Here is a 24,931-nt window from a genome sequence, read left to right as displayed (position 1 = left end):
GCAAAGGCAACCGGCTTCTTGCCCCTGGAGCACCCAGCCTGTTCCCATGGTCAGGGGTGATGGTGCATGAGCGGACTGCGCGTCGTACCGACCTGGCGCCACGGTCAGGAGCGGCTGTACGTCTGCCTCACGGACGGCAGGAACATCGCCTGGTACGACCGTGAGGCATCCCGGGTCAACCTGCTGAGCGAGGACCGCAGACAGGAGGTCCTCGACGTCCTCGGCCCCTTCCTGACCGGGCCGGTGGCCGTCGGCCCGCCCCCGGTGCCGACGCCCGCGGAGCTCGCCCGGCTGTCCCTCCACCCGGACGACGACCTGGCGCCCAACCGCCCCGGCGAGGCGCTCCAGATCGCCCTGGACCGGGACCCGGGCCCCGCCCGCCGGCTTCGCCCCGATCCCCGCCGCCGGGCCCTGGCGGCCGAACAGGCGGTGGGGGAGGCCCTGGACCGACTCGACGGCGCCGGCTGGCACACCCTGCACTCGGTCCCGCTGCCCGGCGGCGACCGCATCCACCACCTGGTGATCGGCCCCGGCGGGCTCTTCGCGGTCCACACGCTGTACGCCCGCAAGCAGCGGGTCACGGTCGCCGACCCCATGGTCGCGCTGGGCCGCCGCGAACCCCGCCCGCTGCTGCGCCGCGTCCGCGCCGACGCCGACCGCGCCTCCTATGCCCTGACCGCCGAGGTCCGCCCGGTCCTGGCCCTCGTCGGCCCCGCCGACGTGCAGGTCACCGTGGAGCCGCGCGAGACCCGGATCATGACGGACACGGAGGTCGAGGGCCTGGCCGGGCTCGGCGGCGTCCTCAAGCCGGCGGACGTGGAGGCGCTGCACGCGATGGCACGGGACCGGCAGACGTGGGTGCGGGTCTGAGCCGGTTCGGTCAGGCGGGGTCCCCAGGGCGGGGCGGACCGGCGCGTCACGGCCGATCGCTCAGCCGACTGAACGGGAGGGGAGCACTCCGCGGAAGGGGTGCTCAGGGCAGCGACCCCGCCGCGTCCGCGCCCAGGAGCGGGGCCAGCAGGTCGCCGTAGTCCTGCACGCGGGGTGCGATGTCCGGTGCCTGGAACGCCAGTTGCTCGGGCGCCCCGCACTCCTCGACCTCGCCCCATGTCACCGGTGCCGACACGAACGGCCGCGCCCGGGCCCGCAGGGTGTAGGGCGTGGCGGTGGTCTTGCGAGCGGCGTTCTGGCTCCAGTCGACGAACACCTTGCCGGGCCGCAGGCTCCGCGTCATCCGGTGTACGACCAGCCGGGGCATCGCCTTCTCCGCCTCGACGGCGAGCTGTTTGGCGTACTCGGAGGCGGCGTCGGAGGAGACCGGCCGCAGGGCCGCCAGCAGATGCAGCCCCTTCGATCCGGCGGTCTTCGCGTACGCGTCGATCCCGTCCGCCGCCAGCCGCTCCCGCAGCCAGAGCGCGACCTCGCAGCACTCGACGATGCTCGCCGGCGCCCCGGGATCGAGGTCGAAGACCAGCCGGTCGGCTTCGCCGGGCGCGTCGACGACCCACTGGTGGGTGTGGAACTCGGTGACCAGGTTGGCCGCCCACATCAGGCTAGCCAGGTCCTGCACCAGCACCATCCGGGCCGGCCCCTCCGACCTGGGCACCTCGGCGGTGGTGACCCAGTCGGGCGTACCCGGCGGCACGTTCTTGGTGAAGAAGACCTGCCCGTCGGGTCCGTCCGGATAGCGCAGGAAGGACACCGGCCGATCCCTCAGGTGGGGCAGCAGGACCTCGGCGGTGGTCGCGTAGTAGTGCAGCAGCTCGCCCTTGGTGAACCCGGTCGCGGGATACAGCACCTTCTCGAGATTGCTGAGCGCGAGCCTTCGCCCCTCCACCTCTGTGATCGGCGTCATAGGATGAGAATTCCAGAGAGTCCGTCGCAAATGCCAACAAGTCTCCCGAAAGCGATCGAAAGGTTGCCGCACGTGCGATCCATATGGAACGGAGCCATCTCGTTCGGCCTGGTCAGCATCCCGATCAAGCTGGTGAACGCCACCGAGAGCCACTCGATCTCCTTCCGTCAGATCCACACGGAGGACATGGGGCGCATCCGCTACCGCAAGGTCTGCGAGCTGGAGGACCGCGAGGTCAGCACGGCGGAGATCGGCAAGGGCTACGAGGACGCGGACGGCACGATCATCCCCATCACGGACGACGACCTCGCTCACCTGCCGCTCCCCACTGCCAAGACCATCGAGATCGTCGCCTTCGTCCCGGCCGACCGCATCGACCCGCTCCAGATCGACGCCGCGTACTACCTCGCGGCGGGTGGCGCCCCCGCCGCCAAGCCGTACACCCTGCTGCGCGAGGCCCTCAAGCGCAGCCAGAAGGCCGCCATCGCCAAGTTCGCGCTCCGCGGCCGCGAGCGCCTCGGCATGCTGCGCGTGGTGGGCGACGCCATCGCCCTGCACGGCCTCCTCTGGCCGGACGAGGTCCGCGCCCCCGAGGGCCTCGCCCCCGACACCAAGGTCACCGTCAACGACAAGGAACTCGATCTCGCCGACGCCCTGATGGACACCCTCGGCGAGATCGACCTCGAAGACCTCCGCGACGAGTACCGCGAGGCCCTGGAGGAGGTCGTCGCCGCGAAGGCCGTCGGCGAGGCCCCGCCAGAGGCCCCCGAAACTGCGCGGGGCGGGAGGGTCCTCGACCTGATGGCGGCGCTGGAGAAGAGCGTGAAGGCGGCGAAGGAGTCGCGGGGCGAGGCAGGGGAGCCGGAGGAGGCCGAGGTCAGACCGCTGCCGGCCCGGAAGTCGGCGCGGGCCACGCCCAAGCAGGCGGGCGGCAAGAAGTCGACGTCCACGGCGAAGAAGACGGCCGCGAAGAAGACGACGACGGCGAAGAAGTCCACGGCCAAGTCGGCGCAGGGAACGAGGAAGACGGCGACGGCGAAGAGCACGTCGACGAAGAAGACCGCGGCGAAGAAGTCGGCCGCGAAGAAGACGGCGTCACGCAAGCGCACGGCCTGAACGCGCGGCGAAGGACCGGACCGTCACTGACCCGGCTGCGGCGTCCACACCCACCATCTGGTCCGGTGGGGCCGGACACGGCGTGTGCACACCCGCGGCTGATCACCCAGGCGTTGCCGTCCCGCCCCCTTCGTCCGTGCTGGTGTCAGGCAGCTTCCTCCACGGAGCCCTGGGAGCCCTGGGCGTTTTTCGCGTCGCGGCGTTCGGGCGCCCGCCCCGGCACCGTCACCAGCGCGACGCCCACCGCAAGCCCCAGCGCGGGCAGCACGGGAAACCGCCCCTCGTACGCGAACCCCTGCGCGGCGAACCGGGTCAGCGCGGCCACACTCGCGGCGAGGCCGAGCCAGAGCGTCCAGGGACGTCCTGCCCCGCCCCGCTCGTACAGGACGCCCAGCCCACGCTCCAGCGGCCGAAGCGCCACCACAACCCCGACCAGCACGACACCGAGGACGATCAGCCAGGGCACCCGCAGCGCCCACCACCCCGCGGACCCGTAGTGGGGCTGGGGCGCGAGCCCGGTCAGGTAGAAGCCGCCGGCGATGACGAGCACGGGCAGCATGTGCCAGAGGTAGAGCGTCATGCTGACCCCGCCGAGCGGCCGTACGGCCCGCCACACCCGCTCCCGATTCAGTAGCCGCCGCAGGGCCGGAGCGAGGAGAAGAGCGAGCCCCGCTTGGGCCACGGTCCAGGCCAGCATGGCGGCGGACGGCGGATCGGTGTTGCTGGGCTGCTGCCCGGTGACGAGGATCAGGCTGACCGGAAAGGGCCCGAGGCCGACAAGGCCGGCGAAGGCACCCCCGCCACCCACGACCATGGCGACGGGCACCCACTTCTTCCCGTTCTTGCCGTTTCCGCTTCCGCTTCCGATTCCGCCGACCAGCGCGTCCCGCCAGCAGAAGCCGAGCTGGTAGGCCACGCCCCAGACGAGGACGTAGTTCAGGAGCCCGACGTACGGCAGGTGCACGGTGAGCACCAGAGCGTCGGCGGCGAGCGCGACCAGCCCCATGGCGACGGGGACGAGGAGCCCCCAGCGCACATGCGCCCCGTACAACACGGGGGTCAGGGCACTGAGCAGCAGATAGACGGGCAGGAACCAGAACTGCATGGCCATGGCCCAGCCCACCAGAGCGAGGGTCCCCGGATCCACACCGACGGTGGAGCAGATGCCTACGGCGGCCAGCACCAGCCCGCTGTAGACCCCGGCCGGCAGCAGCAGCCGCACGGCCCGCCGCCTCACCCATTCGGCGGTACCGCCTCCGGCCCGCGCCCAGGAGCCGCCGGCGGCATGCCCGCCGGCCAGGAAGAACAGCGGCATGACCTGGAAGAAAAGGGTCAGCCACTGGGTCCAGGGAACGGTCGCCAGCAGTTCAGGCGCGCTGATCTCCCCGCCGGGCCCGCGAACCAGCCCGGTGATCAGCCAGTGCCCGAACACGACGAGGACGATGGCCCAGGCACGCAGGAAATCGACGTACCGATCCCGGGAAGGCCGTGCGTTCGGGCTGCTGCGACTCATATGACGTCATGCTGCCGCGGGCACGGGCCGGTCACGGCGAAAAGCTCAGGCCGCAACCAATCCGTGCCCGGCACCACACCACCCTGACCCTGACCGGGTCAGTCCAGAACCTTGGCGCCCTCGATGATGACGGGCTGCGTGGGAACGTCTCCGTGCCCGCGGCTGCTGCCGGTCCGAACCGTCTTGATCTTGTCGACGACGTCCTGGCCCTCGGCCACCCGGCCGAAGACGGTGTAACCCCAGCCGTTCGGGGTCTTCGCCGTGTAGTTCAGGAACTCGTTGTCCGAGACGTTCACGAAGAACTGGGCGGTCGCGGAGTGCGGGTCACTGGTCCGCGCCATCGCCACGGTGTAGGCCGTGTTCTTCAGCCCGTTGTCGGCCTCGTTCGGGACCGGCGCCATGGTCGGCTTCTGCACCATGTCCGCGGTGAAGCCACCGCCCTGGACCATGAAGCCGTCGATCACACGGTGGAAGATCGTGCCGTCGTAGTGCCCGTTGCGGACGTACGTCAGGAAGTTCTCGACGGTCTTCGGAGCCTCGGCGTCGTTGAGCTCGAGGACGATACGCCCGAAGTTGGTGGTCAGCTCGACCCTTGACATGGGAATGGTCCTTTTCTGACGGGGCTTGACCGAGGAATGGTGTCACACAGCCCGGACATCCGAGGCCGACGCCCCATGGCGCCCACGGCAGCCCCTGCTGCGCGCCGACCCGGTTCCGGCGATGCTGGAGACATGGACGTACGCCCCCCTGTGGTTGTGCTTCCGCCGGAGTCGGACGGCGGACGGCGGGTCATGATCGACGACGAACGCATGGGCACCGCCTACAGCCTGTTCGACGTCCTCGACTTCATGCACCGCGCGGGCCTCCCCGCCGAGGACCGGGCCGTCGACGACCCCGAGCTGATCGAGTGGCGCGGTGGCGGACCATACGTATGGAGCAACACCCCGTAGCGATTCTCCGCGCCCGTCGATCACCCGGTCTTCCCGCCCCACCGCGTATCGAGCCGCGCCCACTCCGCGGCCCACTGCTCCCTGCGCCACCGGTCCAGCCCCGCCCGAACGGCGCGCCCGCCGCCCGCCACGGCCGCGCCGGTGACCACGCCGCACAGCACCCCCGTGAGGACCGACTGGAGTCGGGCCTCCCCGTCGGTCACGGGCTCCGTCACAACCGCACCGCGCCGGTCCGTCCACACGGTGACCCGGGCCCCGACTCTCGCGTCGTCGCCCGGCCGTACCTTGACCAGACCGGTGTGCCGCGAGCCGTCCGGGCCGGCCCAGCGCGCTTTCACCCACACGTGCCCGTCACCGGCGGCGACCGCGGGCGCCTCCTTGTCCCGCCCGTCCTCGACGAGCACCGCCGTAACGGTCCGCCGCTCCACCCGCTGTCGATCAAGATCCCGTTCCATGGCCCCCTGCGCGACCAGCCCCACGAGAACCCCGCCCACCACGGCCAGAACCCAGGCGGCAAGCAGGACCCAAGCCTCGACGACGTCACTCCCACGCCGAAGCGGACTGCGCCGCCACCGCCACAACCACGCGTTCGTACGCCGCGCCCTCGTCACCACCGGCCGACACCCCCTTGCCCGCGCCGACACTGTCTACTCCAGTGTCCGCCTTGGATCGGTTTGCGGCGCGTTCGTGTATCGCCGAAGTCGGAACGGCCCCGCTCCCGGGATCACACCCCTTGACGGAGCACGATCTCCGCACAGACGGCCTTGCCGGACGTCGGCCAGGGCTCGCTTCCCCAGCGGGTCGCGAGTACCTCGACGAGGAGCAGCCCGCGACCTGCTTCGTCTTCGTGGCTCGGCGCGGTGGCACGAGGCAGGGGCTGACGATCGCCTCTCGGATCGACCACCTCGATACGCGGCGTGTCGGGTGATTCGACGCGGAGGGAACGCACCGCGAGGTGTGGCACTCAGAAGCTGCGGAACCCGCGGCCCTCGCCTGGTTCAAGAGCGGCTACAGCGGCAACGGGGGTGGCGCCTGCCTTGAGGCCGCCGTAGAGCCCAGCACCGTCCGCATCCGCGGCTCCAAGGCCCCCCCCCGAGCCCAACTTGCCTTCCCGCCCTCGGAGTGGGCGGCGTTCGTGGACTTCGCGGCGGCTCTTTGACGCCCGACGCTCAACTCAACTTCCACAAGCCCCACATGACGACGACACAGTTGGATCACAGATCCTCCATACCGTAATGGACGTGTCGTCATTTGCCACATTTGCCTCTTGTTGTGTCTCTGTAAGTTCCAGTCGGTCATTGCGATTGATCACGGCTTGTCAGAAGGGGCATCAAGGGGATGAAGGAATCATCATCTGCGTCATGGGGGCGGCATCCGCTGCCGTCCCGGGCGCGGCTGAGACGGATAGCCCTGGCAGCGGCGATGGTGCTGTCGGTGGGCTTGATCGAGGCGGGTACGGCGGTCGCCGGGCCCACCCGGTCCACCGCGGAGGACTCGGCGCCGAAGACGCTGGGACCGGCGGAGGCTGAGGACGCGGCCTCCGCCTTGTTGATGGCACGGTTGCAGGACCGGCGGATCGAGGTCACGGGAGAGCGGACCGCGTCGACCACGACGTGGGCCAACCCGGACGGGACCACGACGGTGGAGTCGTACACCGGGCCCATCCGCGTCCAGGACGAACGCGGCACCTGGCGACCGGTGGACACCACCCTGGTGGATGCCGGCGGGATGGTGGCGCCGAAGATGGCGGCCGCCGACGTGACGCTGTCGGACGGCGGCAGCGGCGAGACCCTGGTTCAGGTCGAGCGCGGGAAACACGCCCTCGGAGTGGGCTGGGAGGGCAAGCTGCCCAAGCCCGAGCTGGACGGGCCGACAGCCACGTACCGAGGGGCTGTTGAGGGCGGCGACCTGGTCGTCACGGCTCTGAAGGAAGGTTTCACCCACAACGTGGTGCTCCGTGAGCGCCCGGACGGCCCGGTGGAGTACCGGCTTCCGGTCGATGCCACGGGACTGCGCCTGAAGGAGACCTCCGACAAGCGGCTGAGCTGGGAGGACGCCAAGGGCGAGGCGAAGGCCGGCGCCCCGGCCCCGGTGATGTGGGACGCTGCCCAGGACAAGGTGTCCGGGGAGCCCGAGCACCTGGCACCGGTCGACGTCAGCGTCGTCGACGCCGAGGACGGCAAGGGGCAGGTGCTGGTGCTCAGGCCCAGCGCCGAGTTCCTGGCCGATCCGGATGTGACGTATCCGGTGACGATCGACCCGACCGACTCGCTGATGGGTCCGGTGACCGACACCTGGGTCCAGTACAACGACTACCTGACCTCGCAGCAGGGCTCGGCCGAGCTGAAGGCGGGCACGTACGACGGCAGTGAGAAGGCCCGGTCGTACCTGAAGTTCAACGTCTCCAAGTACGCGGGCAAGCACATCCTCGACGCCAAGCTGCGGCTGTACTCGTACTACTCGTCGACGTGCAGCACCTCCGGCTCCGGTGTCGAGGCGCGCAGGATCACCGCCAACTGGGACTCGGCGGCCATCACCTGGTCCACGCAGCCCGCGACGACCACGACGGGCGCGGTGACGATCAAGGACGCCAAGGGCTACAGCACCACCAACTGCCCCGCCGGCTACAACACCTGGGACATCGACGCCATCGCCCAGGCGTGGTCGGACGGACAGGCCAACTACGGTCTGCGGCTGGCCGCGGTCGACGAGGCCGACTCACTCACCTGGCGCCGCTACCGGTCGGCGAACTACGTCAGCGGCTCCCACGACCCGGCGTCCGAGCCCTCGCTGACGGTGCAGTACAACACCAAGCCGGGCGCGGCGACGCCGCTGTCCCCGCTGACGGGTGCGGCGACCAACGACACCACGCCCACGCTGTCGGCCAAGGCGACGGACGCGGACGGCAACACCGTCCAGCTCACGTTCGAGATCTGGAAGTCGGACGGCACGGCCGCCCTCCAGTCGGGCAAGTCGGTGTACGTGGCCTCCGGCGCCGCCGCCACCTGGACTCCAGGCACCGCTCTGGCCCAGGGCTCCTACAAGTGGCGCGCCGCGGTCTACGACGGTACTGACTGGAACGGCACCTGGTCGGCCTGGCAGACCTTCACGGTCGACACCACCAAGCCCGGCGCGCCGTTCGTGTCCTCCACGGACTACCCGCAGGACGGCAAGTGGCACGGCGGCGCGGGCACATCCGGCCAGTTCACCTTCAGCCCCGCCTCCGGCACCAGTGACCTGTCCGGGTACGTGTACTCGTTGGACGGTGCCGCGGCGCAGACCGTATCCGCCACAGGGTCGGCCACGGTGACTCTCACTCCGGCCGCCGACGGTCACCGCACGCTGCGAGTGCAGGCCAAGGACAAGGCGGGCAACGTCTCAACGGCCGTCAGCTACGACTTCCTGGTCGGCCAGGGCGCCATCGTGCAACCCGCCGAGGGGGCGGTCAGCGCTCGGCGGGTCAAGCTGGAGCTGGACGCCCAGCCGAAGTACACGCGCGTCACCTTCCAGTACCGGCGCGGCCCGGGCGCATCCGTCTACGACGTTCCGCTCGCGAACCTCGCGAAGGCCGACAACACCCCGTTCACGGCGCAGAAGACGGTGCTGTCGGACATGGGCACGCACGCCAACTGGTCGGTCCTGGAGACCCTCGGCCAGATCGGCGGCGTCGCCGAGGTACGGGCGCTGCTCTACACGGACAACGACGCCGACGCCGCCTACATCAGCGAGTGGCGGGGCTTCACCGTGGACCCGAACGCCGACGGCGCCGCCTCGGAGGAGGTCGGCCCCGGCTCGGTGAACCTCCTCACCGGCGACTACTCCGTCGACGTCACCGACGCCGACGAGTTCGGCCTGTCCTCCTCCCGCACCGCCTCCTCCCGCGGCACCGACCGCGGCTGGATGCCGCAGGGCGAGCGGCTGACCGCCAACCAGCAGGACCTCTCCACCGACACCACCGGCTTCACCGCCACCACCGCCGCCCTCAGCCGGGTCACCACCCTCGGCCAGGACGGTTCCCCCGACTCGCTCAAGCTCCTGCCGACCTCCAGCACGAGCGGCGACACCTACGCCTCGGTCGGCGGCGACAGTGGAGCGCTGCGCCTGGGAATGAGGCCGGGCAAGACCTACCGGTTCTCCACCTGGGCCTACGTGCCGTCGGCGACCGGTCTGTCCCCGCAGCACGCCAACGGCCTACGCCTGTACGCCGCCTTCGCCACGCCGTCGGGCACGGTGACGAAGACGTCGCGGAAGGTGCCGTACACCGACGCGTGGGCGGAGCTGACGCTGGACTTCACCGTCCCGGCCGACGCCACCTCCGCCTACCTGCGGCTCTACAACGGCTTCGCGGCCGACTCCGGCAAGGCGGTCCACTACGACCACCTGTCGCTGCGCGAACTGGTCGCGCCGTTCGGGCCCGAGTGGGCGGGCGGCGCCACGGGTGGGGTCACCGACAACGAGTACTTCTCGCTGACCTTCCCCGGCAAGGACGTCGCGGTCCTCACGGCCTACGACGACACCATCGTCACCTTCGCCAAGAGCTCCGACGGTTCCTTCAGCCCCGAGCCCGGCGCCGAGGGGCTGCTCCTGAAGGTGTCCGGCAGCAGCTATCTGCTGACCGACGACGACGGCACCATCACCACGTTCAAGAAGCAGACCGGCTCGGACGTGTACGTGGTCGAGTCCGTCTCCGGCACCGACGAGGCGTCCACCGCCCGCTACGTCTACGACACCACCGACGGCCGCGTGCTGGTCAAACGGGTGATCGCCGAGGCCGAGCCGGGCGTGGACGACAGCGCACAGTGCACGGGCAGCTCCCCGGCACGCGGCTGCGAGGTGCTGGAGTACGTCTACGCCACCGCCACCACCGCGACAGCCACCACGCCCGGTGACGTGACCGACCGGGTCAAGGCGGTGCGGATCTGGTCGTGGGACCCGGACGCCGCCGCGGAGAGCGCCGTCGACGTGGCCACCTACCGCTACGACCCGACGGGCCGCCTGGTGGAGGCGTGGGACCCCCGCAAGGCGTCCGCCACCGACACCACCACGTTCAAGACCAAGTACACCTACGACAGCGCCGGCCGCCTCACCTCCATCGACACCACCGGCGAGCTGCCGTGGTATCTCGACTACGGCAAGGCCGGTGCCGACCAGGACCCTGGCCGTCTGCTGAAGGTCCGCCGCCCCGCGCTCATGCCGGGCAGCAAGGACGTCGTCGAGGGTGAGACCGCCTCCAAGGTGGTCTACGAGGTGCCGCTCACCCGCGCCCAGGGCGGCCCGTACGACATGGACGGCGCCACCGCGGCCACCTGGGGCCAGTCGGACGCGCCCACGGACGCGACCGCCGTCTTCGACGTCGAGTCGGACCCGGGCATCCACACCGCCACCGCGACCACGCCGGGCAAGGACGGCTACCAGCAGGCTGCCGTCCACTACCTCAACGCCTCGGCGCAGGAGGTGAACTCGGCCACCTGGTCGCCGACCGGTATCGGTGACATCGACACCACGGAGTACGACCGGTTCGGCAACACCGTCCGCACGCTTGACGCCTCCGGCCGCATGCTGGCCCTGGGCAAGGGTGACGACGCCGACGACAAGGCGGCCGAACTCGGGCTGCCGGACGACCCGGCCGCCCGCGCCGGGCTCCTGGACAGCCGCAGCGTCTACAGCCGTGACGGCCTCGACCTGCTCGAAGAGCTCGGCCCTGGCTACCGGGCCCAGCTGGAGGAGGATGTCCCGGCCCAGTCCGACCCGCCGATGCCGGCGTTGAAGGCGGGGGAGTCGGCGGTGGTCCGGTCCCACACGGTCCACGTCTACGACGAGGGCAAGCCCGACGGGGCGGCCTACCACATGGAGACCACCACCCGTGAGGGCGCCCGCATCGAGGGCTACACGGCGGACGTCGAGGTCCGGGTCACCAAGACCGGCTACGACACACCCATCGGGGGCACCTCCGGCTGGACGCTGCGCGCCGAGACGTCCGTCACCACTGACGCCGTGACCGGCGGGGCGAACCTGACCTCGACGATCAGGTACGACGCGGCCGGCCGAGCGGTCGAGTCGCGCAGGCCGGGCTCCAACGGCGCGGACGCCGGCACGGTGAAGACCGTCTTCTACACGGCGGGCGCCAACCCGGACGACGCGTCCTGCGGCAACCGGCCCGAATGGGCGGGCAACCCGTGCGTCACGCAGCCCGGCGGCAAGGTCACCGGCGCGGACACCGCCCGCATGGCCGACACCCTGCCGGTCAAGCGGATCACCCGCTACTCGCGCTCGGGCGACATCGAGGAGGTCACCGAGACCAACGCGGGCAAGACCCGCAAGACGGTGACCGCCTATGACGCGGCCGACCGGATCCTTTCCACCGAGATCACCTCCGACGTCGGCAAGGCCCTGCCGAAGGTGACCACCGAGTACGACCCGGTCACCGGCAACGCCGTCAAGACCGTGGCCGGCGGCAAGACACTCACCCGCGTCTTCGATCTCCTGGACCGGCTGCTGTCCTACACGGACGCCGACGGCGGCACCACCGTCACCGAGTTCGACAAGTACGGCAAGCCGGTCAAGGTCAGCGACGACACCGGCTCGACCACCTACGCCTACGACCGCACCCAGGAACCCCGCGGCTTCGTCACCTCGGTCACCGACAGCATCGCGGGCACCTTCACCGCGAGGTACGGCCCGGACGGCCAGCCGGTGGAGCAGACCTACCCGGGCGGCTACGTCCGCAAGGACACCTACAACGCCGCCGGTGAGTCCACGGGCCGCACCTACACCCGTAGCTCCGACGGCGAGATCGTCTACGGCCAGCACATCGAGCTGACCACGCAGGGCGCCATCGCCTCCGACACCGCCTCCACCGACAGCAAGGAGTACTCCTACGACCGGCTCGGCCGGCTGACCAAGGCCGTCCAGTCCACCACCGCCCAGGGCTGTGTCACCCGCGACTACCGCTTCGACGAGACCGGGCGCAGCATCGCAGGCCGAATGAACCGCACCTCCAAGACGGTCACCCCGGCCGCCGAGGACGGCTCCTGCGCCAGCACCGGCGGCACGGTCACCACCAGCTCCTACGACAGCGCCGACCGGCTGCTGACCGCGGGCTACACCTACGACGCCTTCGGCCGCACCACGGCCACCGGCACCGGCTCGGCCAACACCTACTGGGCCAACGACCTGGTCGAGAGCCAGACCGCGAGCGACACCCGCCAGTCCTGGACGCTCGACCCCGCCCTGCGCTTCGAGGCCTTCACCACCGAGAAGAAGCAGGCGGACGGCACCTGGGCCAACGCCACCAGCAAACTCAACCACTACGGAGACGACTCCGACGAGCCCCGCTGGATCATCGAGGACACCACCCAGGGAACCCTGACCCGTAACGTTTCCGGCCCCGACGGCGACCTGACCGCCACCACGTCCGCCACCGGCGACGTGGAGCTGCAGTTCGCCAACCTGCACGGCGACGTGTCCATCACCCTCGACACGGCGATGACCACGCCGAAGGTGCTGCTCTACGACGAGTTCGGCGTCCCCACCGACGGCCAGGCACCGCAACGCTACGGCTGGCTCGGCGGCAAGCAGCGCTCCGGCGAGGCGCTGGACGGCGTGATCCTCATGGGCGCCCGCCTCTACAGCCCCGAACTGGGCCGGTTCCTGCAGACCGACCCCGACCCCGGCGGCAACGCCAACGCCTACGACTACTGCAGCGGCGACCCCGTCAACTGCGTCGACCTCGACGGGCACTGGGGCTTCAGCTGGAAGAAGGCGTTCCGAAGGGTCGCCCGGGTCGCGGAGGTCGCCTCCTACATACCCGGCCCGATCGGCAACATCGCCTCCGCCGTCGGTGCCATCTCGTACGCGGCCACCGGCAACTGGCGCAAGGCCGCCGAAATGGGCGTCGGCGTCGCCTTCGGCTCCGCCGGCCGCCTCGCGGTCAAGGGCTTCAAGGCCGCCCGCGCCCTCCGCAAGGCCAGTCGCATGAGGCGTTACGCCTCCAGAGCCCGGTCGGTATTCCGCCGCTCGAGGTGCAACTCCTTCGCGCCGGAGACCATGGTCCTGATGGCCGACGGCACCTACCTGCCCATCGGCGCCATCCAGATCGGCGACTACGTCGCCGCCACCGACCCAGAGACCGGCGAGACCTACGCCGAACCGGTTCTGGAGGTCTTCGACGGCTACGGCACCAAGCACCTGATCGAGATCGACACCGACCTCGATCCGGCGACCCCACCGCTCCAGGCAACGGCGGAGCACCCCCTGTGGGTGGTCGACAAGGGCTGGACGAAGGCCGCCGACGTGCTGACGGGCGACACGCTCACGGACCCGGACGGCACGCGGCGACGAGTCACGGCAACCCGGAATCTGGGCGAAATCCCGGATCAGTTCGTCGTCAACCTGAACGTCGGAAACGTACACACGTTCATCGTGAACAGTGGCGAGGGCGATGTCCTCGCGCACAACTCGTCGTGTGGATATCACGGCAACTCGCTCAACTGCACCTGCAAGACATACGTGTACTCCATCTACAAGAACAAGTCGGTCTGGAAGTACGGAGAAGGAAAGGGGCGCCGCGTTCACAGCCAGGTGGCGAGACTGAAGAGAAAGCATCCTCAGCACTCGTGGTCCTACCGAATCCACGGCAGCTTCAAGGGCAAGAGAGCGGCCCGCTGGATGGAGACATGGCTGATTCGCCGCTATAAGCGGAAGAACGGAGGATCGCGGCCTTACGGCAACCCCGTCGACAGGTAGCGGAACCGAATGCGGGCGTCCCTTCGGGCGCCCGCATTCGGCAGCAGACATTGCCGGAGCAATTACGGGTCGGGTAGTCTGATCCAGCCAGTGCACGGTGTTGACTAGAAAGGGCCACGAGAGATGTTGGCAGAACCTGCCTTCTGGGAGATCGTCCAGGTGAGTGCTCCCACATCGCCGGAAGAGCAATGTGCAATCATCCGGGACAGGCTCTGTCGGCTCCGCCCCCAAGAAATCAAGGACTTCGCGGACCGCCTTGCCGAGATCCTTTTCCGCCTCGACCTCAAGATACTGGCGGATATCCCCGTAGCGGGAGTCGTCTCGGGCTCCGGCAGGCCCGTAAAGCAGTCCGAGGACCGCTTCCTTTACGCCAGATGCGCCGCAGTGCTTTCCGGCCCGGACGCCGTGGCGAGAGTCCTCTCGCGCGCCGAGGAATTCTCACCCTTCACGAGCGACGAGGCAGCCGAGGCCGAAGAGCTCCTGGAAATTGCTCCGACGGCGTTCGAATCGGTCACCGGCGACTCATGGGATCACATCGAGCCGTACGACTACGAAACCGGGAGCAACTCGGAGGGGTGGCGATAACAGCGGTCGGGTCGCAATAGGCCACTTCCTCGAGCCTTACGTAGATCGCTTTCACAGGTTGAGCTTGCGATGACTCGCCAGTAGATCGTCAGACCCTGATGACTGTGACTCGTCGGCCGCACAACGCGCTGAGGTCCTCGGGATCCGAGGTGAGGATCGCAGCCCTGGATGCCTCACGGCTCGTCCCGCCTTCAGTCCTGCGGCGGAGGCGATGGCGCTCTGCCCCCTGAGTGGCGACGCGTTCCTGCCCGTACGCGAAGTGTCTCCATGCCCGACGCCGCGCAGCGTTCAGTATTGCTCCGTCTCTACGAAACCCGCGTCCGCGTCGTTGTTCCCGCCGAAGGCGTCGACGGCAGCGGCCGGGTTGAATCCGGGCGGGCTGTCCTTGAGGCCCAGGCCCATGCCGGCGAGCTTTTCCTTGACCTCGTCGATGGACTTCGCGCCGAAGTTGCGGATGTCGAGGAGGTCGGCCTCGGAACGGGCGACGAGTTCACCCACGGAGTGGACGCCCTCGCGCTTGAGGCAGTTGTACGAACGGACGGTGAGGTCGAGCTCCTCGATGGGCGTGACCAGATCGGCGGCAAGAGCGGCGTCCACCGGAGACGGGCCCATGTCGATGCCCTCGGCGTCGATGTTGAGCTCGCGGGCCAGACCGAACAGCTCGACCAGGGTCTTGCCGGCGGAGGCCATGGCGTCACGGGGACGCATGGCCTGCTTGGTCTCGACGTCGACGATCAGTTTGTCGAAGTCGGTGCGCTGCTCGACACGGGTCGCCTCGACCTTGTACGTGACCTTCAGAACCGGCGAGTAGATCGAGTCGACCGGGATGCGCCCGATCTCCTGGCCCACTTGCTTGTTCTGCACGGCGGAGACGTAACCGCGACCGCGCTCGACGGTCAGCTCCATCTCCAGCTTGCCTTTGCCGTTGAGCATGGCAAGCAGCAGATCCGGGTTGTGGACCTCGACACCGGCCGGGGGCGCGATGTCGGCGGCGGTGACGAGACCCGGGCCCTGCTTGCGCAGGTACATCACGACCGGCTCGTCCTGCTCGCTGCTCACGACGAGCTGCTTGATGTTGAGGATGAGGTCGGTGACGTCCTCCTTGACGCCCGGCACGGTGGTGAACTCGTGCAGCACGCCGTCGATGCGGATGGACGTGACCGCCGCACCCGGAATCGAGGAGAGGAGCGTACGACGCAGGGAGTTGCCGAGGGTGTAGCCGAAGCCCGGCTCCAGCGGCTCGATCACGAACCGGGAGCGGAACTCGTCGACGACCTCTTCGGTCAGGGACGGACGCTGAGCGATCAGCACGTGGTGTTGCCTCCAGTGGTTTGGCGCCCGCTGTGTGACGCCGTAGACACTACGAGGGTACGGGCGATAGGTGCGATACGGCCTCCGCAGAGGCCGAACCGCCCGGCTCCAACCCAGCGAGGAGGCTTGGCCCCCCTTCCGCCGGCAGCCCCACGGCCGTTTCTGCTTTGCCCGCGTCCAGCTCTTGGGCGTGCCGGACGGCCGGGCAGGCATGCGCGGCGTTGGCCGGGTGATGTCGTGATCAGGGCGTTGGCCGGGACCGTCGGCAGGGGTGGGGTGCACGGCTCACGGCTCTGTGCTTGGCCGATACGTCCTGCCACGGCCCGGTCGTCTCAGTCGCTCTGCACGTCGGGCGAAGACGAGTCGTGGGCCGGCCGCCGTACCCATGTCCGCGGTCAGTGCTGGGCCGGGACGTAGAGGGCGGCGGTGTAGCCCGCGGGGCCGGAGCCGATGATGATGATGATGACGTTGCGTATGTCCGCCGCGGTGCTCATGCCTGGGGCTCCGGCGCGATCTCCTTGATCAGACCCTCGACCAGCCCCTTGATCTCGTCCCGGATCGGACGGATCGCCTCGACGCCCAGGCCCGCCGGGTCCTCCAGCTGCCAGTCCAGTCTCTTCTCCCCGGCCGCGTACTCCTCGCTGCCCGGCCGCCTCATGCCGTCGCAGAGTGGCGAGACCTCCCCGACGCGCAGCACGTGGTGGAGTACCTCACCGACTACGAAAAACGCTATGAACTGCCCGTCGAGCGTCCGGTACGCGTCCTGGGCGTCCACCGGGACGGTGGGCTCCTCCGGGTGGAGACCGACTCCGGCACCTGGCACGCCCCCGCGGTGATCAGCGCGACCGGTACCTGGTGGCGGCCCTTCCTCCCCGCCGTCCCCGGCCAAGCAGCCTTCGAAGGTCGCCAGCCGCACACGGTGGAGTACCGCAGCCCCGCCGACTTCGCAGGCCAACGCGTGACCCCTCGCCCCACCTTCGTGTGGCGGCACCCAGCCGAGCACCGCTCCGCGCGCGTCCACGCCAAGCCCGGCCGTCATCGGTACGACGGTTACCGGGATGCGTCAGCCGGGGTCGGGCTGGACACGGCGGCCTTCGCCCCGGCCCTTGATCACGCTCAGGCCACAGCCGACGCGTTGGTCAGCAACTGTCCCATCGCGGCCAGCACACTCGGCTCGACCCGGTAATAGACCCAGGTGCCGCGTCGCTCGGAGGTGAGCAGCCCGGCCTCTTTGAGCTTCTTCAGGTGGTGGGAGACGGTCGGCTGGGAGACGCCGACGTCGGAGATGTCGCAGACGCACGCCTCGCCGCCCTCGTGCGAGGCGACCGCGGAGAACAGCCGCAACCGCACCGGGTCGCCGAGCGCCTTGAACATCCGCGCGGCCACCTCGGCCTCCTCCGCGCTGAACGGTCGCTCGGTCAGCGGCGGGCAGCACGGCGCCACGGCCTGGCTGTCGGCAGGCTCTATCAGCGGCAGCACCTTGGCATTCGACATACGTCTATGTTGACACACATCGAACCAAGCGGGCGAGGCCCGGCGTGATCAGCCCCGGGTGAGGCGGTGCGCCGGCCGCCGTTTGGTCGAGGGCGCCGTCGAGGCCGGTCAGGTAGGGCAGGTCGGGCCGGTAGCCGGTGGCAAGGACGATCGCGTCCACCTCCTCCCGCGTCCCGTCGGGCCAGAGGGCCTTGACGCCGTCGATGCCGGTGAACAGCTCCCGCCGGTCCGGCGCCCCCTGGGTGAGGGCGGCCCCGTAGCGGCTGTCGTCGATGACGAGCTGGGTCGGCGGGGTGCGCAGAAGCCGTCCGAGCGGGGCGATGTCCAGCCCGGTCGGCTTCAGCCAGAAGTGCAGGTCACGTCCTCCGATGTGCTGGCGGGCGAACTTCACCGGCGCGCGGCTGACCAGCGTCACCCGGGCCACCGTGACCGAGGCGCCCACGCGACTTGCCGACCTGGCATCCCAGCGACGGCGGTGGCACCGCGGGCTGACCGAGATCATGCTCAAGCACTGGCGCATGATCGGAAATCCCCGCTACGGCGTCGTTGGCACACTGGCACTGCCCTTCTACCTCTTCTTCGAACTGCTGGCACCGCTGGTGGAACTCTCGGGTCTGGTGCTGGTTCCGCTGAGCGTCCTGATCGGCGCGGTGAACGTGGACTTCCTGTGGAAGTTCCTGCTCGCCGCCTATGCCTATGCGGCGGTGGTCAGCCTCGTGTCGGTCGCGGTGGAGGAGTACGCCTTCCACCGGTTCGCTCGGTGGCGGGACGTATGGGGTGCCTTCGTCGGGGTGGTCGCCGAGAACCTGGGCTACCGCCAGCTCACGGTGTGGTGGCGGTTGCGCGGCATGTGGGACGCGCTGCACCGGACCCCCCAGGTGTGGACGCCGCTGACCCGCACGGGATTCGACTCGTCCGGCGAGGTGAAGGAAGGCGGAGGTGATCGCGTGTGAACGGCATCGCAGGCCGGGTCACCGGCTCCGTGGGGCGCCGGCTCGGGTACACGTTCGGGTTGCTGACCTTTCTGATCCCACTGTGCGGAATCGGCACGTTGGTCGGTGCGCAGCTGGTGCAGAAACAGTACGACCGGATCATCGACCGGATCCATCCCGCCGACGACGACCGCCTGCATGACCAGCGGCCGTTCGTCGCACCGCGTGTCCAGTGAGACCGAGGCGGCCTCGGCGGCCGGCCTGATCGCGTCGACGGCCGAGGTCACCAGCCGGCCCAGGTCGACCACCCGAGAAGGAGCAGGAGAAACTCTTCCAGCGGTTCTTCCGCGCCTCGAACGCCACCGACGCGGCCATCCCGGGAACCGGCCTGGGGCTGACCATCGTGCACACGATCGTGGCGAACCACGGCGGCCGGACGGAGGTGCGCTCCGAAGAGGGCCGGGGCACCACGATCACCGCCTGGCTGCCGCTCACTGGTACGGGCGTTGCGGCGGGCTCCGCCTGAACGGCGCTGCCGCAGGTTGAGGGTCGGAGGTGTCTTGTTCAGAAGGTGTCCTCCGGTGTCCTCGAAGGTCACTCTCCGCGTCCGGTAGTCATCGACGAGGCCCTGCACCTTGGGGGTGCATATGGAACTGAATGGCCGTCAGAGGTCGGCACGGGAAGTGATGGGCATGGCAGTGCCCGGTAACCGGACTATCTCTGGGCTGCCCGAATGCCGCAGCCCGACCGCAACCCCGGGTCGGCGTCCGCTCCTTCGAATTGCGATCTTCAGTGGTTCATTCTTTGCTGGAAATGTCCGACGAGCGGATCGCTTGATCTCCGTCATCGCACGCCGCACTGCCGCTGGCCGCCTTCCGCAACACGGCGAGTCCCGGCCGAAAACCGTCGCGACCGGTCTGTTCGGTGGTCCCGGCCGCGCCTTGTGGTCGTGCCTCACATGTGGAGGCGGACGATGGAACCGGAATCGACAGCCACGCCAGGGCAATATGCGGCCGACGACGAGGAGCGGTTTCGGCTGCTGCTGAAGAACTCTCCGGACATGGTCTTCCGCCGGACGATGGAGGGCGTCTACAGGGAGGTGTCCGCCGCGGGGCAGGCATTGCTGGGCCGCCCGGTCGAGGAGATCGTGGGGACGTCGGTGGAGTCCTGGGTGCATCCGGGCGATGTGGAGGAATTCGAGTGGGCGGAGCGGGATCTGCTCCGCGACGGCCGGGTGGCGGTGTGTCTGCGTCTGCGGCACGCCGACAGGCACTGGATATGGACGGAGACGACGTCCTGGGTGGTGCGGGACCCCGCAGGCGAGCCGCTCGAAGTGCGCGGGTTCATCCGTGAGGCGGAGGGTCAGCGGCGCAGGGAGGAAGCGCTGCGGCTGTTGCAGGATCAGGCACGTTCGGTCATCGAGACCGCCCGGGATGCCTTCGTCTCCATCGACGAGGACGGCCTGGTCATCGACTGGAACCTGGGCGCCGAGAGGCTGTTCGGGTTCAGCCACCGCGAGACGATGGGCCGTCCGCTGACGGAGACGATCATTCCTGAGAGGTACCACGCCGCGCACAAGGCCGGTCTGCAACGGGTGCTGGCCGGCGGGGAGGCTCATGTGCTGGGCCGTCAGATCGAGCTCACTGCCCGTCATCACGACGGCCACGAGATCCCGGTCGAACTGGCGGTGTGGCGGCTGAAGTCGGCGAAGGCGCGCTGCTTCAACGCCTTTGTCCGGGACATCAGCGAGCGCAAGCAGGCCGAAGCCGCTCTGGCGGAGGCCCGCGACCAGGCGATCGCCGCGTCCCAGGCGAAGTCGCAGTTCGTCGCCTCCATCAGCCACGAGATTCGCACTCCCATGAACGGCGTCATCGGGCTGAGCGACCTGCTGCTGGGCACCGAACTGGATGCCGAGCAGCGACGTTACACGGAGGGCATTCAGGCCGCCGGCACGGCACTGCTGTCGCTGATCAACGACATCCTGGACTTCTCCAAGCTGGAGGCGGGCAAGCTCGAACTGGACGAGGTCGCATTCAGCCCGCAGGTGCTGGTGGAGGAAGTCGTCTCGCTGGTGGTGCAGACCGCCCAGGCCCAGGGCCTGGAACTGCTCAGCGACTGCCATCCCGACCTGCCCGCGATGGTGCTCGGGGACTCCGGCCGACTGCGGCAGATACTGCTCAATCTGGCGTCCAACGCGGTGAAGTTCACCGAATCCGGCGAGGTTCTGCTCCGTGCCCGCCCGGCCCCGTCCCAGCCACCCGCGGAGCACGCGCCGTGGCTGCGCTTCGAGGTGGCCGATACAGGCATCGGCATCGCCGAGGCCGACCAGGAGCGGATGTTCGACGCCTTTTCCCAGGCCGATGCATCTACCACCCGCCGCTACGGAGGCACGGGTCTGGGCCTGGCCATCTGCCGCAGGCTCACCGAGGCCATGGGGGGCTCCATCGGTGTCACCAGCCGGCCCGGTCAGGGCAGCACCTTCTTCGTCACCGTCCCTGTGCGCGCACCCGACACCTCCGAACAGCCCCAGGCCCCTCTGCACCCCGACACTTTTCGCGGGCTGCGGGTCCTGGTCGTCGACGACAACGACACCAACCGGCTGATCCTCGACACGCAGCTACGCAGATGGCACATCCAGCCCACCATGGTCGGTGGCGGCCCCCAGGCCCTGGTGGCCCTGCACGAGGCAGCGGCCGCGGGCCGTCCCTTCGCTCTGGCCCTCCTCGACATGTACATGCCTGACATGGACGGCCTGGAACTCGCCCGCCGGATCACCACCGACCAGAACTTCGCCCGCGTACGGCTGTTGCTGCTCACCTCCGGCCCCCCACCGCCCGCTGCCGAGCTTCAGGCGGCCGGGATCGCCCACAGCCTGCCCAAGCCCGTCCACCAGTCCCAGCTCCTGGACGCCCTGGTCGAACTCGCCACCCGGACACCGCCGGTGGCCACGGCGGCTCCGGCAGTGCAGGTTCCCACCACGCCCCAGCCCGCCCAGCGGGGCCGTCTCCTGCTGGTCGAGGACAACGAGATCAACCAGATGGTCGCGCAGCGCATGCTCACCCGGCTCGGCTACAGCACGGACACCGCCGCCGACGGCGTCCAGGCCCTGCGCATGGCCGAGGAACACAGCTATCAGGCGGTGCTCATGGACTGCGAGATGCCCCGGATGGACGGCTACAGCGCCACCCGGGAACTGCGTCGTCGGGAGTGGGACGACGGCCGTCACCTGCCGGTGATCGCCATGACCGCCGGCGTCCTCGCCGAGGACCGGGAACGGTGCCTGGCCGCGGGCATGGATGACTACGTCCCCAAACCGGTCACCGCCGACGAGCTGGAGCAAGCCCTCACCCGCTGGGTCCACCCCACCCACCCACAGGCGGACGACGAGGACCTGCGCGCCTCGATCGAGCAGCGGCTGAACGAACTACGCGGCGCCGGCGCCCCGGCCGAGCACGAACTGGTGGACGGGCTGGTGGACCGCTTCCTCGTCCGGGCCCCCGAGATAACCAGCGCACTCTTCCATGCGCTCGACCGCCACGACACGCAGGAGATCGCAGACCAGGCACACAGCCTCAAAGGCGCCGCCGGCAACATAGGCGCCGAGGGCCTCGCCGCCCGTTGCCAGGAGCTGGAAGAGCACGCGCGGGCCGGAGACCCGGCCTCACTGGCCGAGACCGCTCCCCGCCTTCAGGACGAACTCGACCACACCTGTCGCACCCTCAAGAGGCTCCGCTCCCACCGTCCTGGCCATGAACCTGGCTGAGGAGCCGCCCGTATACCGCCGCCCGAGCGCGTACGGGCCGGAGGAGGGGAGGAGAACCTGGGGGCAAGGTTCACGTCCTGCTGCCCGCCCGCCGTGATACGACGGCCTGGGCGTATGCGGCAGCCGGGACCGCGGTGACCGTCATCTATCTGGTCACCTCCTCCGCAGCGCGTTACATGCTGCCCGTGCTGGTATCCGCCTCGGTCGTCTTCGCGATCGCGGTGCGAGTGACCAGGAACAGGCCGCCATCGGTCCTTCCGTGGTGCCTCTTCGCGCCGGGCATGGCACCGTACGCGGCGGCGGACACGATCTGGGGCCTGTACCAGGTCCGCGACGCCGACGTTCCGTTCCCGGGTGTGGCCGACATGCTCTACCTGGACAGCTACCTGTTGTTCGCCGCGGGCCTGGTGACGTTGGCCCGGCAGCAGTCGGGCCGCCTGCACTGGGCGGACCGCGGCGGCCTGTCCGGCCCGAGCATGTCCCTTTTCGTATGGGCTCCGCAGCAGCGGAACGCGGTCCTTGAGGGTGCCGGAGCGGTACGACTCCGAGGCGCCGGCCGTCCCGGTCCAGCAGCCGCCCCATGTACTTGACCAGCACATCGGACAGCGCCCGGCTGGTCTCCTCCACCTACTGGCCCGGTACGGAGGCGAAGCACACGGCGGACAGCGGCCATCCCGACAGCGGCTGGGCCGGGCCGGGCTGGGCCGGATCGCGGCGCTGGTTCAGCCGTGAGGTGAGCACCGACTGCAGTCTGCGCCGCACCGTGGTGAGGCACGCGTCCGTCGCCGCCGACAGGGCCCGCAGAGACATGCGGCCGTCCATGCTCAGCAGTTCGAGCAGTTGTGCGTCCAGCCGGGCTCGACCGCGAGCCCGGGGCGGCGGGGTGGGGGAAACGCCGCCTCGATAGGGGCGCTCTGGACGGCGTCCCGGCTGCGCAGCCGCCACCGGCAGACCCGCGTCCATGCTGATGGGCATGAGCGGCGCTCACTCAGGCGGCGTTCCGCATCGGAGACTCGGCGACCGGCGTCATCACCCGAGTGCGACTGCTGCGACTGACCCGTCGGCAGCCGCCGAGGTCAGAAAGGTGTCGACCCCACGGAGGTAGCGGAACGCGCCGGCAACAGTGCTCACGCAGGGATGCTGCTTCGGCGCTGGTGAGGCCGTAGGCGGCGAATTGCTTGTCGGTATAACGCTGGATGCGAGCGAGTGAGTCGGCGAACATCCGCGGGTTGAAGCCGTCGTCGTTCTGCCTGGCCAGTTCCATCAGGCGTTCGCGAGTGTATCCGGCCCTGAGGAGGCCGTCGACGTCGATGGCGTCGCGGACCTCGGCTCAGCCGTCGAGGGCGGTGGTCTTGCCGGCGGCGACGTCGTCGGGGTGCAGGACCGGGCCGAGCTCGGAAGGCACGGGTGGGTGGTTGAGGAACTCGGCGACGAGTTCCACTTTGTTCTGGGTGCCGCTGGCGGGTTCGGTGACGTTCAGCCGCGTGTAGGTGTGCTCGGGGTTCTGGTGGGCCAGTTCCACGGCGAAGCCTGCGGCTTCGTAGGCGGCGATGACGCGCTCGGTGGCCGCGGGCATCTCCGTGGTCGCCCGGTTGATCGGAGCAAAGAGGTCGACGTCGTCGCTGACTCGGTTGACGATCTGGTGGGCCTGGACGGCGTACCCGCCTGCCAAGGCGTAGCCGAAGTCGTCGGCAAGTGCGTCGAGCCCGATGCGGATCAGTCGGCGGTGCAGCTCGTCCACTACGCCGCAGCCGCCGCAGGTGCGAGCTCGGGGAAGCGGGCCTGCCACGCCGCACGGGCCGGAGTGGGCAGAAATAGGCCCGTCCAGTGCCTGGGCAAGAGATCGGTGCTCAGGTACGCCGACAGGTCGGCGGTGGACTGGGCCTCGCGGATGACCCGCTCGTACATGAGGAACAGGTCGGCCTCGTCCGCGAGATCGTATTCATAGTGCGGGCCCCAGTCGATGTGACGGGGCAGGGTCACGGTTCCGGAGGTCGTCCCGACCAACTCGTCGAGTGACTCCGGCAACTGGCACATGCTTGGCAGTCACGCCCACGGGCAGGTGGACGACGCAGACAGCACCGACGAGAGGTCTACTTCGGCTCGCTACTCACGGGCATCTCCGTGGAACTGAGCGGCGTATGTCTCGGCGCGGACGGCGTCCAATGCTGCACGGTAGGAAGACTCGGCTTGAGCCAAACCCGCCTCACTGGTGGCCTCTGCCGTGCGCAATGCGGCTTTCATCTGCCATCGGCCTATGAGCACTGTGGCGGGTATCCCGATCAGCGCCACTCCGGCTGCGGAGAGCGCGCCTATCCCGTCAAGATCCATGCCCGTCATGGTGCCGCAACCCAGAGACGCGGCCGACCACGAGACCTAGCCACGCAAGCCGCAGTCGTGTCCCCACACGCCCCTCACACGAGATCAGCGCGCAACAACGACAAAGAGCGGGACCCAGTGAGACTGGGTCCCGCTCTTTCATGTCGGCATCCGCCCTGGTCAGACCATGATTTCCGCTGACTGTAGGCGAGTGCCCCCGGCAGGATTCGAACCTGCGCACACGGCTCCGGAGGCCGTCCTGTTCCTGGGCGGCTTCGCAGGTCAGGGATCTATTTGACGGGCTGTCAGGCTTGTCGTCCCGTGCATGTCCCGCGAAAATGAAATGCC

General features: G+C 69.3%; 22 protein-coding genes, 1 tRNA gene and 1 pseudogene. 12 read left to right on the top strand and 12 right to left on the bottom strand.

Annotated features, from left to right (window positions below; translation table 11 throughout):
- Window positions 1–66: 66 nt before the first annotated feature.
- Window positions 67–870 (top strand): nuclease-related domain-containing protein, encoded by an 804-nt coding sequence (locus tag ACFYO2_RS09410; protein WP_388346430.1) that lies wholly within the window; start codon window positions 67–69, stop codon window positions 868–870.
- A gap of 103 nt (window positions 871–973) precedes the next feature.
- Here the strand turns inward: ACFYO2_RS09410 and ligD are convergent, their stop codons facing one another.
- The gene (ligD, locus tag ACFYO2_RS09405; protein ID WP_388346427.1) at window positions 974–1,855 is read right to left on the bottom strand and encodes a non-homologous end-joining DNA ligase; all 882 of its coding nucleotides are present in this window, start codon (window positions 1,853–1,855) and stop codon (window positions 974–976) included.
- Window positions 1,856–1,927: 72 nt separating this feature from the next.
- Here ligD and ACFYO2_RS09400 point away from each other — a divergent pair, with 72 nt between their 5' ends.
- Entirely contained in the window at window positions 1,928–2,971 is a 1,044-nt protein-coding gene (locus ACFYO2_RS09400; RefSeq protein WP_388346424.1) for a Ku protein, read from the top strand.
- A gap of 145 nt (window positions 2,972–3,116) precedes the next feature.
- Here ACFYO2_RS09400 and ACFYO2_RS09395 read toward each other — a convergent pair whose 3' ends face one another.
- Window positions 3,117–4,484: an acyltransferase gene (locus ACFYO2_RS09395; RefSeq protein WP_388346421.1), complete on the bottom strand. Its 1,368-nt coding sequence runs from the start codon at window positions 4,482–4,484 to the stop codon at window positions 3,117–3,119.
- A 98-nt stretch (window positions 4,485–4,582) separates the two neighbouring features.
- Entirely contained in the window at window positions 4,583–5,083 is a 501-nt protein-coding gene (locus tag ACFYO2_RS09390) for a peptidylprolyl isomerase (protein WP_388346420.1), read from the bottom strand.
- Window positions 5,084–5,215: 132 nt separating this feature from the next.
- Between ACFYO2_RS09390 and ACFYO2_RS09385 the strand changes: the two genes are divergently transcribed.
- Window positions 5,216–5,434: a hypothetical protein gene (locus ACFYO2_RS09385; RefSeq protein ID WP_388346418.1), complete on the top strand. Its 219-nt coding sequence runs from the start codon at window positions 5,216–5,218 to the stop codon at window positions 5,432–5,434.
- A 20-nt stretch (window positions 5,435–5,454) separates the two neighbouring features.
- On the opposite strand, the gene ACFYO2_RS09380 is transcribed toward ACFYO2_RS09385, so the two are convergent.
- Window positions 5,455–6,048, bottom strand: coding sequence for a hypothetical protein (locus tag ACFYO2_RS09380; protein ID WP_388346416.1), 594 nt, complete (start codon window positions 6,046–6,048; stop codon window positions 5,455–5,457).
- Between the two features lie 341 nt (window positions 6,049–6,389).
- Here ACFYO2_RS09380 and ACFYO2_RS09375 point away from each other — a divergent pair, with 341 nt between their 5' ends.
- From ACFYO2_RS09375 to ACFYO2_RS09365, 3 genes are all read left to right on the top strand, one after another.
- On the top strand, window positions 6,390–6,593 hold the full coding sequence (locus tag ACFYO2_RS09375; protein ID WP_388346413.1) for a DUF397 domain-containing protein: 204 nt from the start codon (window positions 6,390–6,392) through the stop codon (window positions 6,591–6,593).
- A 275-nt stretch (window positions 6,594–6,868) separates the two neighbouring features.
- Complete coding sequence (locus tag ACFYO2_RS09370; protein ID WP_388346411.1) at window positions 6,869–14,179, top strand: DNRLRE domain-containing protein; 7,311 nt, start codon at window positions 6,869–6,871, stop codon at window positions 14,177–14,179.
- A gap of 123 nt (window positions 14,180–14,302) precedes the next feature.
- Window positions 14,303–14,764, top strand: coding sequence for a DUF4240 domain-containing protein (locus ACFYO2_RS09365; protein WP_388346408.1), 462 nt, complete (start codon window positions 14,303–14,305; stop codon window positions 14,762–14,764).
- A gap of 288 nt (window positions 14,765–15,052) precedes the next feature.
- On the opposite strand, the gene ACFYO2_RS09360 is transcribed toward ACFYO2_RS09365, so the two are convergent.
- Both ACFYO2_RS09360 and ACFYO2_RS09355 read right to left on the bottom strand, forming a co-directional pair.
- Window positions 15,053–16,075 carry a DNA-directed RNA polymerase subunit alpha gene (locus ACFYO2_RS09360; RefSeq protein ID WP_388346405.1) on the bottom strand — a complete coding sequence of 341 codons (1,023 nt, stop codon included), beginning with the start codon at window positions 16,073–16,075 and terminating at the stop codon, window positions 15,053–15,055.
- Between the two features lie 490 nt (window positions 16,076–16,565).
- Entirely contained in the window at window positions 16,566–16,850 is a 285-nt protein-coding gene (locus tag ACFYO2_RS09355; protein ID WP_388346403.1) for a hypothetical protein, read from the bottom strand.
- Between ACFYO2_RS09355 and ACFYO2_RS09350 the strand changes: the two genes are divergently transcribed.
- A complete protein-coding gene (locus tag ACFYO2_RS09350; protein WP_388346401.1) occupies window positions 16,773–17,261 on the top strand; it encodes an NAD(P)-binding domain-containing protein in 489 nt (162 codons plus the stop codon). The two genes, ACFYO2_RS09355 and ACFYO2_RS09350, sit on opposite strands and share 78 nt — an antisense overlap.
- Here ACFYO2_RS09350 and ACFYO2_RS09345 read toward each other — a convergent pair.
- Both ACFYO2_RS09345 and ACFYO2_RS09340 read right to left on the bottom strand, forming a co-directional pair.
- On the bottom strand, window positions 17,192–17,569 hold the full coding sequence (locus tag ACFYO2_RS09345) for a metalloregulator ArsR/SmtB family transcription factor (protein WP_328785320.1): 378 nt from the start codon (window positions 17,567–17,569) through the stop codon (window positions 17,192–17,194). The genes ACFYO2_RS09350 and ACFYO2_RS09345 overlap by 70 nt on opposite strands.
- A 4-nt stretch (window positions 17,570–17,573) precedes the next feature.
- The gene (locus ACFYO2_RS09340; protein ID WP_388346398.1) at window positions 17,574–17,984 is read right to left on the bottom strand and encodes a hypothetical protein; all 411 of its coding nucleotides are present in this window, start codon (window positions 17,982–17,984) and stop codon (window positions 17,574–17,576) included.
- A gap of 10 nt (window positions 17,985–17,994) precedes the next feature.
- Between ACFYO2_RS09340 and ACFYO2_RS09335 the strand changes: the two genes are divergently transcribed.
- The 5 genes and pseudogenes from ACFYO2_RS09335 to ACFYO2_RS09315 all read left to right on the top strand — a co-directional run bounded on the left by ACFYO2_RS09335 (window position 17,995) and on the right by ACFYO2_RS09315 (window position 22,854).
- Window positions 17,995–18,522: a hypothetical protein gene (locus ACFYO2_RS09335; RefSeq protein WP_388346395.1), complete on the top strand. Its 528-nt coding sequence runs from the start codon at window positions 17,995–17,997 to the stop codon at window positions 18,520–18,522.
- Entirely contained in the window at window positions 18,519–18,737 is a 219-nt protein-coding gene (locus ACFYO2_RS09330; RefSeq protein ID WP_388346392.1) for a hypothetical protein, read from the top strand. The genes ACFYO2_RS09335 and ACFYO2_RS09330 overlap by 4 nt, the downstream gene beginning before the upstream one ends.
- Before the next feature lie 68 nt (window positions 18,738–18,805).
- Window positions 18,806–19,027 (top strand): annotated as a pseudogene (locus ACFYO2_RS09325) (ATP-binding protein); the annotation flags it as partial.
- Window positions 19,028–19,474: 447 nt separating this feature from the next.
- A complete protein-coding gene (locus tag ACFYO2_RS09320) occupies window positions 19,475–22,264 on the top strand; it encodes a response regulator (RefSeq protein WP_388346389.1) in 2,790 nt (929 codons plus the stop codon).
- Between the two features lie 134 nt (window positions 22,265–22,398).
- A complete protein-coding gene (locus ACFYO2_RS09315) occupies window positions 22,399–22,854 on the top strand; it encodes a hypothetical protein (RefSeq protein ID WP_388346387.1) in 456 nt (151 codons plus the stop codon).
- A gap of 37 nt (window positions 22,855–22,891) precedes the next feature.
- On the opposite strand, the gene ACFYO2_RS09310 is transcribed toward ACFYO2_RS09315, so the two are convergent.
- From ACFYO2_RS09310 to ACFYO2_RS09295, 4 genes are all read right to left on the bottom strand, one after another.
- Window positions 22,892–23,239 carry a hypothetical protein gene (locus ACFYO2_RS09310; protein ID WP_388346384.1) on the bottom strand — a complete coding sequence of 116 codons (348 nt, stop codon included), beginning with the start codon at window positions 23,237–23,239 and terminating at the stop codon, window positions 22,892–22,894.
- A gap of 355 nt (window positions 23,240–23,594) precedes the next feature.
- Window positions 23,595–24,005, bottom strand: a complete 411-nt coding sequence (locus ACFYO2_RS09305) for a nucleotidyl transferase AbiEii/AbiGii toxin family protein (RefSeq protein WP_388346381.1) — start codon at window positions 24,003–24,005, stop codon at window positions 23,595–23,597.
- On the bottom strand, window positions 24,005–24,301 hold the full coding sequence (locus ACFYO2_RS09300) for a hypothetical protein (protein WP_388346378.1): 297 nt from the start codon (window positions 24,299–24,301) through the stop codon (window positions 24,005–24,007). Before ACFYO2_RS09300 ends, ACFYO2_RS09305 begins: the two co-directional genes overlap by 1 nt.
- A 494-nt stretch (window positions 24,302–24,795) precedes the next feature.
- A tRNA-Ser gene (locus ACFYO2_RS09295) sits at window positions 24,796–24,854 on the bottom strand.
- Window positions 24,855–24,931 lie beyond the last annotated feature (77 nt).

Source organism: Streptomyces sp. NPDC006602, assembly GCF_042870385.1.
Taxonomy (GTDB): domain Bacteria; phylum Actinomycetota; class Actinomycetes; order Streptomycetales; family Streptomycetaceae; genus Streptomyces.
The sequence above is the reverse complement of the archived record's forward strand: the minus strand, read 5'-3'. Positions and strand labels throughout refer to the sequence as shown.